The following is a 13,193-nucleotide window of genomic DNA, read 5'->3' on the forward strand; positions in this document are numbered from 1 at the left end:
TCCCGATTTTTTTGTATACTGTTACCAATGGATAAAAGGGGGAAGTATTGTGCCTGAGACAACAAAAAAGAAAACAACAGAAAAAAAGGGGACAAGAGGAAAAAACGGGAGATCAGGAAACAGCAGTTCCAGAAAAAAAGTGGTTTTGCCGGAACCGGAATTTATCCACTCAGAAGTAGTTATCATGATGTCATTTGCGGCTGCTTCCATACTATTTTTAAGCAATTTTGGTTTATGCGGTATGGTTGGTCAGTTTTTACGTAGTGTACAGCTTGGTATTTTTGGAGGAATCGGATACATTGCACCGGTGCTTCTTTTTGCTGGAACTGCATTTTTCTTATCAAATCAGGGAAATCCGAGAGCAGCATTTAAGCTGGCGTCCTTTGTACTGGCGCTGGTTTCTTTGTGTGGTTTTTTGCAGCTTATATTCGGAGTCAGTCCCGGTGAAGGAACCACTTTGATTGACATTTATTTAGAATCCTCAGTCAGTGGAAGAGGCGGCGGGTTAATCGGAGGACTACTAGCAGAAGGGCTTTCAGCCATAATCGGTGTCGTAGGAGCCTATCTTGTAATTATTGTTCTCCTTGTCATTTCCGGTGTCTGTATCACGGAAAAATCCTTTGTGGATTTGGTGAAAAACGGAAGTGGGAAAGCTTATCGTCATGCAAGAGAAAATATTGATATACATAGAGAGATTCATGCAGAACGACAGGAAGAGCGCAAGAGACTGCGGGAAGAACAAAAACTTCGCGGAGTTAATTTGGATGCGACGAATCTTTCCGACATCTCATCCCAAGTGGTTCCCAGACCTGCTCCAGTGGATTTTGAAGCAGAGCTTGTAACAGAACCAATGATGGTTATGGATGAATATCTGGAAGAAGATATTGATATTCAGGCAGAACGTCTGGCTGCAGTGACCGCGACAGAACTTGAAAGAGCAAATCCCGCCGATCTATTTACCGGTAGCATCTCTCCGGTTCGAAAGGCAGATGAAGATTCGGTTCCATTTGAGCCTGATTGGAAAGTCGAGCCAATGATGGAAGAATTGGACGAACCTTCTATATATATGAAGAAAGAGAACAGAACGTTACAGGAGATGGAAGTGGTAGAGGAAGATTACTACCCGGTAGAGACTCCAGAAACCTTTACCGTCCGAGAAGAACAAAAGAGAGTCGTTACGGCTTCCGGTAAAATAATTGAAACAGATACCGAGGCTTTGCAGAAAAAGCTGGTTACCAAACGAGAAGAAGCTGCAAAGGAAGGCGATCTATCAGTCAGCCAGCAGATCAAGCAAAAAGTGGAAGTTGTAAAGAAAGAATACGAATATCCCCCACTTACTCTGCTAAAAAAAGGAAAAGCAGCGACTTTTTCTGACCGGGAATACAAAGAAACAGCCATCAAGCTTCAAAAAACACTTCAAAACTTTGGCGTAGGTGTAACCGTTACCAATATTAGCTGTGGTCCATCTGTGACCAGGTATGAGCTTCATCCAGAACAAGGCGTAAAAGTCAGTAAGATTGTCAGCCTTGCTGATGACATTAAGTTAAGTCTGGCTGCGGCAGATATCCGTATTGAAGCTCCCATACCAGGGAAATCAGCAGTGGGCATTGAAGTACCAAACAAAGAAAATAATGTTGTTTATCTACGGGATATTTTAGAGGCGGAAAACTTTAAGACTCATTCCTCAAATATCGCATTTGCCGTGGGAAAAGACATCGGAGGTCAGGTCGTTGTTACGGATATCGGGAAAATGCCCCATCTCCTTATCGCCGGTGCTACCGGTTCCGGTAAATCCGTTTGTATTAACACGTTAATTATGAGTATAATTTTTAAAGCGAATCCAGAAGATGTGAAGCTGATCATGATAGATCCAAAAGTGGTGGAACTAAGTGTTTATAATGGAATTCCCCATTTGCTTCTTCCAGTCGTAACCGATCCAAAGAAAGCTTCTGGTGCATTGAACTGGGCTGTTGCAGAGATGACGGACCGTTATAATAAGTTTGCTCAGTATAATGTGAGAGAAATTAAAGGATATAATGCTAAAGTTGAAAGCATCAAGGATATAGAAGACGAGAACAAACCGAAAAAGATGCCACAGATTATCATTATCATAGACGAGCTTGCAGATCTTATGATGGTGGCACCTGGAGAAGTAGAAGATGCCATCTGTCGTCTTGCTCAGTTGGCTAGAGCGGCTGGAATCCATCTTGTTATCGCAACTCAGCGTCCATCGGTTAATGTCATCACCGGACTGATTAAGGCCAATGTACCATCAAGAGTTGCATTTGCCGTTTCCTCTGGTGTGGATTCTAGAACGATTATTGATATGAACGGTGCGGAGAAACTTCTTGGTAAGGGTGATATGTTATTCTATCCAGCTGGTTATCCAAAACCCATGCGAGTCCAGGGTGCCTTTATATCAGATTCTGAAGTTTCTAAAGTAGTTGAATTTCTAACAGAGCAAGGCATGACACCAGAGTATGATCTTGAGGTGGAAAACATGATTTCTTCTGCTCCTGCAGGACAGGATATGAAGGGGTCAGGAAATGACCGGGATGAATATTTTATACAGGCAGCTAAATTCATTATTGATAAAGATAAAGCTTCCATTGGTATGCTTCAGCGAATGTTTAAAATAGGTTTTAACAGGGCCGCCAGGATTATGGACCAGCTTGCAGAAGCGAATGTGGTAGGCGAAGAAGAAGGTACCAAACCACGTAAGGTATTAATGAGTACAGAAGAGTTTGAGGAGATGTTGGAGCAGGGGTATTAAAATAGATATGGTTCATATTAAAAGGAGGATCTTACACATGAAGACAGATATTGAGATCGCACAGGAAGCCAAGATGCTTCCCATTAAGGAAGTTGCTGCTTCCTATGGAATTGACGAAGATGAAATTGAACTTTACGGAAAGTATAAGGCAAAACTGTCTGATGAGCTTTGGGAACAAGTGAAAGATAAAAAAGATGGAAAGCTTGTTCTAGTAACAGCGATTAATCCAACTCCTGCCGGAGAAGGTAAAACAACCACAACGGTAGGTCTTGGAGAGGCCTTTGGTGTTATGGGGAAAAAGGCAATGATCGCTTTAAGGGAACCATCTCTTGGACCTTGCTTTGGAATCAAAGGAGGCGCGGCAGGTGGCGGTTATGCTCAGATTGTCCCGATGGAAGATTTAAACCTTCATTTTACGGGAGACTTTCATGCCATCACTTCAGCCAATAACTTATTGGCGGCATTAATGGATAACCACATCCATCAAGGCAACACTTTGGAAATCGATACTCGTCAGATTATCTGGAAACGCTGTTTGGATATGAACGACCGTGCCCTCAGGAATATTGTCGTAGGTTTGGGATCAAAAGCAGAAGGATTTGTAAGGGAAGATCATTTTGTAATTACGGTTGCATCAGAAATCATGGCTATCCTCTGCCTGGCAGATGATATGGAAGATTTAAAAGAACGCCTAGGAAAGATTATTGTGGCATATAATTATGCTGGAGAGCCAGTGACGGCGGAACAGTTACATGCAGTGGGAGCCATGGCAGCTCTTTTAAAGGATGCCCTAAAACCAAACCTGATTCAGACTCTGGAACACACTGGAGCCATTGTTCATGGCGGTCCATTCGCTAACATTGCCCACGGCTGTAATAGTGTCCGTGCCACCAAGACAGCTTTAAAGCTGGCAGATATTGTAGTGACCGAAGCAGGTTTTGGAGCAGATCTTGGAGCAGAAAAGTTTATGGACATCAAATGCCGAAAGGCAGGCCTAAAACCAGATGCAATTGTTCTAGTAGCCACCATCAGAGCACTTAAATATAACGGCGGTGTAGCAAAAGATCAGTTGAGTCAAGAAAATGTTCCAGCTTTAGAAAAAGGAATCGTAAACCTTGAAAAGCATATAGAAAACATGCAAAAATACGGAGTTCCAGTTGTTGTGACCTTGAATTCCTTCCTACCTGACACTGAGGCAGAATATCAGTTTGTCAAGAAATTCTGTGAGGAAAGAGGATGTGAATTCGCCTTATCTGAGGTTTGGGAAAAGGGCGGTAAAGGCGGAGTCGAACTGGCTGAAAAAGTACTTTATACCCTGGAAAATAAAGAAAGCAAATTTTCACCTATATATCCTGATGATATGGGATTAAAGGAGAAAGTGGAAACCGTTGCAAGAGAGATATATGGTGCAGAAGGAGTGACTTATGCACCGGCCGCTTTAAGAGCTATGAAGAAGTTTGAGGAAATGGGATTTGGAAATCTACCTGTTTGTATGGCTAAAACACAGTATTCCCTTTCTGATGATCAGACGAAACTTGGGCGTCCAGAAGGATTTGAAATCAATGTACGGGATGCGTATGTGTCTGCTGGTGCAGGATTTGTTGTTGTGTTGACGGGTGCCATTATGACGATGCCTGGACTTCCCAAAAAACCAGCGGCTGACGGGATTGATATTAATAAAGATGGAATAATTACCGGGTTATTCTAATGGAGGTTTCTATGAAGTTTAAAGAATGGCTGAAAGACTTAAACTATGAAGTATTACAGGGAAGCCTTGATGAAGACGTGGATGAAATCGTTTATGATTCCAGAAAAGCCAGAGAAGGTGCTGTATTTGTATGTATGAAGGGAACTAAAGTTGATTCCCATGAATTTATCCCGGCTGTCGTAAAAGCCGGGGTGAAGGTTTTGGTTATGGAAGAAAAGGTACCTGTTCCCGAAGGTGTGACCGCAATTTATGTACATAATGCAAGAGAGGCTCTTGCTCTTTTGTCTGCCGCCAGGTTTGGCTATCCTGCAGAAAAGATGGTGACCATCGGAGTTACAGGCACAAAGGGAAAGACCACCACAACTCATATGATCAAAACAATCTTAGAATCCTGCGGAAAAAAAGTTGGAATGATCGGTACCACTGGCATTGTCATTGGTGACGTCGTAACTCCAACCAAGAATACAACTCCGGAATCCTATGAACTGCATGAGGCCTTTCAAACCATGGTAGAGGCTGGATGCGAATACTTAGTAATGGAAGTATCCTCTCAGGCTTACAAGATGCACCGGGTCGCTGGAATCACCTTTGATTACGGTTTGTTTACGAACATTTCCCCAGATCACATTGGTCCAGATGAACACGAAGATTTTGATGAATATCTTTATTATAAATCAAGAATCTTTAATACCTGCAAAAAGGGTGTTATGAACAAAGACGATGTGCACTGGGAACAGGTAACAAAAGATGCTTCCTGCCAGCTTTATTTCTTCTCCATGGATGCCGAGGGAACGGATTTTAAAGCAGACAACATCCATTACGTATCCCAATCCGATTTTGTTGGAATTGAATTTGATGTAAAAGGACGATACAGCCTTCCCGTTCGGGTTAATATTCCTGGTCGCTTTAACGTGGCCAATGCACTGGCTGCAGTCAGCATCTTAAGCTTTCTTGACCTTCCAAAAGACAGGATCTGCCATGGACTGGAACATCTTAGTGTAAATGGACGTATGGAAATCGTATACAGCTCTGAAAAATGTACGGTTATTGTAGATTACGCACATAATGCCATAAGCATGGAAAGTCTTCTCACCACCCTTAGGGATTATAATCCAAAACGTCTGGTCTGTGTGTTTGGCTGTGGAGGAAACCGCTCCAAAGACCGCCGCTATTCTATGGGTGACAGTGCCGGTCGTCTGGCTGACTTTACAATTATTACAGCGGATAATTCCAGATTTGAAAAAACAGAAGATATCATTGCAGACATCAGAGGAAGCATTTCAAAGACTGCTGGCAAATTTATTGAAATCCCAGACCGTAGAGAAGCCATTCGTTACAGCATAGCCCATGCAGAACCAGGGGATATGATTGCAATTATTGGAAAAGGCCACGAAGATTATCAGGAGATGAATGGGGTACGCCACCATTTCCTCGATCGGGAAGAGGTTTTAGAAGCAGTAAAGATTCTAAATATCTAAAAAACGGAAAGTGAAAAATAAATGCCGGAAGCTGTGAATATGCGGCTTTCGGCTTTTCCACGGCAGATGGGAGGAATGTGCGCCAGAGGCGTACGAGAAACGGAGGAAGCAATGGTAAACATGACAATTAATGAAATTCTTTTAGCAACGGGAGGAACCCTTCTTTGTGGAAGCAAAGATACCGTTCTACAACATATAAGCATTGATTCTAGAAATGAGAAGGAACATTCTTTGTTTGTTCCTTTGATCGGGGAAAAGGTGGATGCCCACCAGTTTATTGACCAAGCCTTTTTAAATGGTGCCGCGGCGACACTGACCAGTGAGCATGATGCCGTGGATGCAGAAAAACCCTGGATTCGCGTGGCTGATACCAAAGACGCCCTTCAGGCAATTGGTTGTTTTTATCGAGAGCGCCTTTCCATTCCTTTGGTTGGAATTACAGGAAGCGTAGGGAAGACCACAACAAGAGAGATGGTGGCCTGTGCTCTTAGTGCAGGCTTTAACGTGTTTAAAACTTCTGGAAACCATAACAGTCAGGTTGGTGTTCCTATTACTCTATCTGAAATCACGCCTGACCATGAAATCGGAGTTATTGAACTTGGAATGAGCGAACCAGGAGAACTTACGGTTATTGCAACACTTTCAAAGATTCAAATGGCAGTTATTACAAATATCGGAGTGACCCATATCGAACAACTAGGCTCCAGAGAAAACATCTATAAAGAAAAGCTTACCATTCAAGATGGACTCACAGAGGGCGGGATTTTGTTTTTAAACGGCGATGATGACCTTTTAAGAGATACAAAAGCCAGGGAAGGCTGCAAGACCATATATTATGGAACTGGTGACAATGCAGATTATCGAGCTGAAAACATACATTTGGAAGATGGTTTCCCCGCATTTACTGCTACTTACAAGGATCAAAAAGTATTCGTAAAGCTTCCTGTTATGGGAAGTCACAATGTCCTTAATGCTATGGTTTCTCTGGCCGTTGCTTCAGAAAATGGAATCTCTTTGGAAGCAGCTGCTAGAAAACTCAACGAGTTTACTGGTTTTAAAAACCGTCAGCAGATCTATGATGTAGATGGAATGACAATCATTGACGATACTTATAACGCAAGCCCTGTTTCCATGAAAGCAGGCCTTGAAGTACTAAGTTCTCTAGCAAATGCCAAAAGAAGGATTGCTGTATTAGCCGATATGAAGGAGTTGGGGGAAGACGCACCCAAATACCATTATGAAATCGGAGAATACATTGTAGCTCATCCGATTTATGAGTTGGTAACACTGGGAGAGCTGGCAGGTCAGATTGCAAGAGCCGTAAGAGAACAATCAAACGGCATATTGATAAAGGAATTCATGGAACAGGATGCTCTTATTGCATATTTAAAAGGAGAGTTAAAAGAAGGAGATGGCGTCCTTTTCAAAGGCTCTAACAGTATGAAACTCAGTCAGGTGGTAGATCAGTTCCATCTGGTTTAATTTCTAGAGATACAATGGAAACAGGTGAAGGAATGACAGAACGATATGCCCGTATTATCATAGATATTTCCCATGAAAAAGTAGACAGAACCTTTGATTACCGGATACCAGAGCGCTTGTTTGAAGAGGTATCTGTGGGTTCCTTAGTCTTAATTCCTTTTGGGAAGGGAAATGCCATGCGCAAGGGGTATGTGGTCGGCATTACCCCACATGCAGATTATGACAGAGATAAGATCAAAGAAATAGCAGGGATTGTAACGGATAGTGTTACAGCAGAATCCCTGCTTATTTCCCTTGCCTGGTGGTTAAAAGAACAATATGGCTCCACCATGAATCAGGCACTGAAAACCGTGCTCCCGGTAAAGCAGAAGATTAAGCCAAAAGAAAAAAAAGTTCTACGCTGTCTTCTTCAAAGGGAGGCGTTATTAGAGGCATGGAAAGAATCAGAGAGAAAAAGTTATAAAGCCAGATCAAGACTTTTTCTGGCATTTATGGATAATCCACTCATTCCTTATGAAATAGCAGTTAATCAGATGAACTTATCCTCTGCAACATTAAAGCCAATGATTGAAAAAGGATTTGTAAGCATGGAGTCTGAAGAAATATATAGAAATCCTATTAAAATGAAACAAAGCCAAGTTCCTCGAGTATTATTAAACCAGGAACAGCAAGTTATCGTGGATCGTTTTTCCAAGGATTATTCGGAGGATTTAAGACAAACTTATTTGATTCACGGAGTTACCGGAAGCGGCAAAACAGAAGTCTATATGGAACTGATAGATACAGTCATTCAAGATGGGAAACAGGTCATTCTTCTCATACCTGAGATTGCTCTGACTTATCAGACGGTAATGCGGTTTTATGGACGATTTGGGAGTAGAGTCTCCATTATCAATTCCAGGCTTTCCGCAGGAGAACGATATGATCAGTTTGAACGGGCCAGAAATGGAGATATTGATATTATGATAGGCCCCAGATCCGCTCTTTTCACCCCATTTGCAAAATTAGGACTGATTCTCATTGATGAGGAACACGAAGGAGCATATAAAAGCGAAGTGGTTCCTAGATATCATGCCAGAGAGGTGGCAGAAAAAAGAGCGTCACTACAAGGCGCTTCCCTGGTATTAGGATCCGCAACTCCGTCCTTAGAGGCCTATACCAAAGCTCTGAGAGGAGAATACCTGCTTTTCCTTTTAACAGAACGTGCGAAAAAAGACAGCCGCCTGGCAAATGTATTGGTAGCAGATTTGCGACAAGAATTAAAAGAAGGCAATAAAACGATTTTCAGTAAGAACCTAAAAGCGATGATGGAAGACCGTCTGGAGAAAAAAGAACAGATTATGCTTTTTATCAACCGCCGTGGTTATGCTAACTTTGTATCCTGCCGTTCCTGTGGTGAGGCCATACGATGTCCCCACTGTGACGTAACCTTGACACTTCATAACAATAAAAGCTTAGTCTGCCATTACTGTGGTCATACCATCCCAATGCCGGAAAAGTGTCCCTCCTGTGGTTCCCCTTACATTGCCAATTTTGGAGTGGGTACTCAAAAAATTGAGCAGATGACAAAAAAAATGTTTCCTTCTGCCAGAACTCTTCGTATGGATCTGGATACCACAAAGAAAAAAGGCGGGCATGAGGAAATCCTTACCGCTTTTTCCGAAGGAGAAGCAGACATATTAATTGGAACTCAGATGATTGTAAAAGGGCATGATTTTCCAAATGTAACACTGGTAGGTGTTTTGGCGGCGGATTTATCCTTATATACTCCAGACTACCGGGCGGCAGAACGAACCTTCCAGCTTCTGACCCAGGCGGCAGGCCGGGCCGGAAGAGACCAAAAACCTGGTGATGTGGTGATCCAGACATACAGTCCGGAGCATTACGCCATCACCGCAGCCGCTAATCAGGATTATCCCACATTTTACAATCAGGAAATGGTATTCCGGCGGATGATGAAATATCCTCCAGCCAACGTACTTTTAACGGTCCAGTTTTCTTCCAGGAACGAAAAAACATTGGCCGCATCTGCAGATGCTGTGACGGCATATATTTCTCCTATGACAGAAGAGGAAATGGTGCAAACAATTGGCCCAGCAGAGGCTTCTGTATACAAAATTAATGATATATACAGAAAAATTTTATACTTGAAACACGAAAACTATGATATACTAATAAAAATTAGGGATCAGATTGATGGTTTTTCTGAAAACCGACCAGATTTATTTGATCTGGTTCTGATACAATATGATTTTTCATAAATGAGAGGATAAGAGAAGATGGCGATTAGAACGGTTAGAACCATTGGAGATGAAATTTTAAGAAAACACTGTAAACCGGTGAAGGAAGTTACACCGCGAATCATAGAGCTGGTTGAAGACATGTTTGAAACCATGTATGAATCAAACGGCGTGGGTCTTGCTGCTCCCCAAGTTGGAGTATTAAAGCAAATTGTAGTAATTGATGTTGATGACGGCAATCAGTATGTACTCATCAACCCTGAGATCATAGAAAAAGACGGAAGCCAGACTGGGCCAGAGGGCTGTCTTAGTGTTCCAGGTAAATCTGGTACTGTGACAAGACCTAATCATGTCAAAGTAAAAGCCTATGACATTGAAATGAAACCTTTTGAACTGGAAGGGGAAGAACTTCTAGCCAGAGCAATCTGCCACGAATGCGATCACTTAAATGGTGATCTATATGTGGATATAGTAGAAGGTGAGTTAGAAGATGTATCCGATCTTTTAGAAACGTTGGAAGTAGAGGAGTAAATATGCGCATTATTTTTATGGGAACACCTGATTTTTCTGTGCCTGCTCTAAAGGCACTTGTTGAGGCTGGACATGATGTAATTGCAGTCGTCACACAGCCAGATAAACCAAAAGGAAGAGGAAAAGAAGTTCAGATGCCACCGGTTAAGGAACAGGCATTGGAATATAACATTCCAGTTTATCAACCTGTAAAAGCCAGAGCCCCTGAATTTGTGAAGCTCCTTTCTGATCTTGCTCCAGATGTCATGGTGGTTGCAGCCTTCGGGCAACTTCTGCCAAAGAGTATCTTAGACATCCCAAAACACGGCTGTATCAATATACATGCCTCACTTCTTCCCAAGTACCGAGGTGCATCTCCGATACAGTATGCAGTTATCAATGGGGAAAAGGAAAGTGGCATTACCACTATGATGATGGCAGAGGCTTTGGATACTGGAGATATGCTGGATCAGGCTAAAGTAACTCTGGATTTAAAGGAAACCGGTGGAAGTCTTCACGAGAAGTTGAGTCAAATTGGTGGTTCCTTGATTATAAAGACATTAAATAAGCTGGAAGATAAAACTGCAGTTAGAATCCCTCAGGATGAATCAAAGTTCACCTACGTTGGTATGATTAAAAAAAACATGGGTGATATTGACTGGTCTATGGAGGCAGATGTCATCGAGCGTCTGATCCGGGGGCTTAATCCTTGGCCCAGTGCCTATACAGGCTGGAATGGAAAAGTGATAAAGATTTGGGAAGCTGATGTTGTAGACAAAGAATACGCGGGAGCCATTGGAGAAGTGGTGGAAACCGGAAAAGATTGTTTGGTGGTGAAGACCGGCAAAGGTGGCTTATCCATTAAAGAACTTCAGATGCAGGGAAAAAAGCGCATGGATATTGGTGCATTTCTGCGAGGATATCAGATCGCGGAAGGTACTGTTTTTGAAAGGAGTGTTTGATTATGTTTTTCGGAGGAATGATGGGATACTATTATGATCCCACCCTGATTCTTGTAATCATTGGAGCTGTGATATCAATGATTGCATCGGCCAGAGTAAACAGCACTTATAATAAATATTCAAAAGTAAGAAGTATGTCGGGGATGACTGGAGCAGAGGCCGCCAAACGTCTTTTAAATTCCCAGGGATTATATGATATACAAGTTCGTCCGGTGAGTGGTCAGCTTACGGATCATTACGATCCAAGGTCAAAGACAGTGAATTTATCGGATTCTGTCTATGATTCCACTTCAGTTGCAGCGATTGGTGTGGCAGCACACGAGTGCGGTCATGCCATGCAGGATAATGTGGGATATATTCCTTTAAAGCTTCGAGGAGCCATTGTCCCAGTTGCAAATATTGGATCTCAGGCAGCATTTCCAATTATACTCTTAGGATTTTTTATTGGAGGAGCTGGTTCCCCTTTGGTAAACATTGGATTAATCTTTTTTTCCATAGCTGTTATGTTTCAGCTCGTTACACTTCCTGTGGAGTTTAATGCATCAAGTAGAGCGATTCGCCTTCTTGGGGAGGTTGGTATTTTGGGAAGTGAAGAACTTGGACACACCAAAAAAGTTTTAGGAGCGGCAGCACTTACTTATGTAGCTGCTTTGGCTGCAACTGTGTTACAGCTAGCAAGATTAGTATTTTTATTTGGAGGAAGAAGGCAAGATGACTAAAGAAACAGATAGCAGGGAGATTGCATTAGATATCCTGATGGAAATACTGGAAAAGTCAGGATACAGCCATGTTATTCTGCGTCAGGCATTAAATAAATATCAATTTTTGGAAAAATCGGAGCGGGCTTTTATTTCAAGGCTGGTAGAAGGAACTTTGGAATACCTGCTCCAGATTGATTATGTGATTGACTCTTTTTCCAGCACAAAAGTTAAGAAGATGAAACCGGTCATCCGTACTATTTTACGCTTATCCGTCTATCAGCTTTTGTATATGGACCGGGTACCAGATTCAGCCGTTTGCAACGAAGCCGTTAAGCTTGCCGTAAAAAGGAAGTTTACTGGCTTAAAAGGCTTTGTCAACGGAGTTCTCCGTAATATATCCAGAAACAAAGAAACGCTTACCTGGCCAAATACCTCAATTCAATATTCTATGCCAGAATGGATTGTATCCATGTGGGAAAAAGAATATGGAAAAGATATTTCAGCAACGATGATGGAATCCTTTTTAAAGAACAAGAAAACTACAGTTCGCTGTAATTATGCCAATGGAACCAAGGAAGAAATCTTAAAAAGCCTTGAGGAACAAGGGGTTATGGTAACCGAATCTGGAATTTTTGAGGGCGTACTCTATCTGGATAAGTACGATTATTTAGACAGTCTGGAAGCATTCCGCAAAGGATTGATCCAGGTCCAGGATTTAAGCTCTGTATTCGTAGGAGAAGCTGCCGATCCCAAACCAGAAGATTACGTTATTGATGTTTGTGGCGCCCCAGGAGGAAAGAGCATTCATATCGCAGATAAGCTGCGTGGAACAGGTCTTGTAGAGGTTCGTGATCTAAATACTTATAAAGTGGAGATGATACAGCAAAACATCGACCGATGTGGATTTTCAAATATAAGGACAAAAGTTCAGGATGCATTGGTTTTGGATCAGGAATCCATAGAAAAGGCAGATATTGTAATCGCAGACCTGCCATGTTCTGGACTAGGAATTATGGGAAGAAAACCGGATATCAAATATCGGTTAAAGCCGGAAGATCTAACCGCTCTCACATCTCTTCAAAGAGACATACTTACGACGGTCCAGTCCTATGTAAAGCCAGGCGGAACATTAGTTTTCAGTACATGCACTGTTAATAAACAAGAGAACGAAGAGAATGCACGTTGGTTTCTAAAACAATTTCCGTTTGATCCTTTGGATCTTACTGGAAAGCTTGGAACCGAGATTACTTCTGAAACTTTAAAGCAAGGATATATTCAATTATTGCCGGGAATTCATCCCTGTGACGGGTTCTTCCTTTCGGCATTTATAAAAAGGTAA

General features: G+C 42.1%; 9 protein-coding genes. All 9 read left to right on the forward strand.

Annotated features, from left to right (window positions below; all coding sequences use genetic code 11):
* Positions 1-49 precede the first annotated feature (49 nt).
* The 9 genes from BET01_RS21030 to rsmB all read left to right on the forward strand — a co-directional run bounded on the left by BET01_RS21030 (position 50) and on the right by rsmB (position 13,193).
* Positions 50-2,773 carry an FtsK/SpoIIIE family DNA translocase gene (locus BET01_RS21030; RefSeq protein WP_243117296.1) on the forward strand — a complete coding sequence of 908 codons (2,724 nt, stop codon included), beginning with the start codon at positions 50-52 and terminating at the stop codon, positions 2,771-2,773.
* A gap of 37 nt (positions 2,774-2,810) precedes the next feature.
* A complete protein-coding gene (locus BET01_RS21035) occupies positions 2,811-4,481 on the forward strand; it encodes a formate--tetrahydrofolate ligase (protein WP_120198832.1) in 1,671 nt (556 codons plus the stop codon).
* 11 nt (positions 4,482-4,492) lie between these two features.
* Positions 4,493-5,959, forward strand: a complete 1,467-nt coding sequence (locus BET01_RS21040) for a UDP-N-acetylmuramoyl-L-alanyl-D-glutamate--2,6-diaminopimelate ligase (RefSeq protein WP_120198833.1) — start codon at positions 4,493-4,495, stop codon at positions 5,957-5,959.
* Between the two features lie 111 nt (positions 5,960-6,070).
* The gene (locus BET01_RS21045; RefSeq protein ID WP_120198919.1) at positions 6,071-7,441 is read left to right on the forward strand and encodes a UDP-N-acetylmuramoyl-tripeptide--D-alanyl-D-alanine ligase; all 1,371 of its coding nucleotides are present in this window, start codon (positions 6,071-6,073) and stop codon (positions 7,439-7,441) included.
* Positions 7,442-7,473: 32 nt separating this feature from the next.
* Entirely contained in the window at positions 7,474-9,702 is a 2,229-nt protein-coding gene (gene priA, locus BET01_RS21050) for a replication restart helicase PriA (RefSeq protein WP_120198920.1), read from the forward strand.
* 18 nt (positions 9,703-9,720) lie between these two features.
* Positions 9,721-10,212 (forward strand): peptide deformylase, encoded by a 492-nt coding sequence (def, locus tag BET01_RS21055; RefSeq protein WP_120198834.1) that lies wholly within the window; start codon positions 9,721-9,723, stop codon positions 10,210-10,212.
* Positions 10,213-10,214: 2 nt separating this feature from the next.
* Positions 10,215-11,153: a methionyl-tRNA formyltransferase gene (fmt, locus tag BET01_RS21060; protein ID WP_120198835.1), complete on the forward strand. Its 939-nt coding sequence runs from the start codon at positions 10,215-10,217 to the stop codon at positions 11,151-11,153.
* A gap of 2 nt (positions 11,154-11,155) precedes the next feature.
* On the forward strand, positions 11,156-11,872 hold the full coding sequence (locus tag BET01_RS21065; protein ID WP_120198836.1) for a zinc metallopeptidase: 717 nt from the start codon (positions 11,156-11,158) through the stop codon (positions 11,870-11,872).
* Positions 11,865-13,193 carry a 16S rRNA (cytosine(967)-C(5))-methyltransferase RsmB gene (gene rsmB / locus BET01_RS21070; RefSeq protein ID WP_120198837.1) on the forward strand — a complete coding sequence of 443 codons (1,329 nt, stop codon included), beginning with the start codon at positions 11,865-11,867 and terminating at the stop codon, positions 13,191-13,193. The genes BET01_RS21065 and rsmB overlap by 8 nt, the downstream gene beginning before the upstream one ends.

Source organism: Lacrimispora algidixylanolytica (assembly GCF_003609635.1).
Classification (GTDB): Bacteria; Bacillota; Clostridia; order Lachnospirales; family Lachnospiraceae; genus Lacrimispora; species Lacrimispora algidixylanolytica.

Excerpts from the sequence above, each read along its gene's own strand:
- BET01_RS21035 (WP_120198832.1), top strand. The coding sequence starts at position 2,811 with ATGAAGACAGATATTGAGATCGCACAGGAAGCCAAGATGCTTCCCATT.
- BET01_RS21040 (WP_120198833.1), top strand. The coding sequence starts at position 4,493 with ATGAAGTTTAAAGAATGGCTGAAAGACTTAAACTATGAAGTATTACAG.
- BET01_RS21045 (WP_120198919.1), top strand. The coding sequence starts at position 6,071 with ATGGTAAACATGACAATTAATGAAATTCTTTTAGCAACGGGAGGAACC.
- priA (WP_120198920.1), top strand. The coding sequence starts at position 7,474 with ATGACAGAACGATATGCCCGTATTATCATAGATATTTCCCATGAAAAA.
- def (WP_120198834.1), top strand. The coding sequence starts at position 9,721 with ATGGCGATTAGAACGGTTAGAACCATTGGAGATGAAATTTTAAGAAAA.
- fmt (WP_120198835.1), top strand. The coding sequence starts at position 10,215 with ATGCGCATTATTTTTATGGGAACACCTGATTTTTCTGTGCCTGCTCTA.
- BET01_RS21065 (WP_120198836.1), top strand. The coding sequence starts at position 11,156 with ATGTTTTTCGGAGGAATGATGGGATACTATTATGATCCCACCCTGATT.
- rsmB (WP_120198837.1), top strand. The coding sequence starts at position 11,865 with ATGACTAAAGAAACAGATAGCAGGGAGATTGCATTAGATATCCTGATG.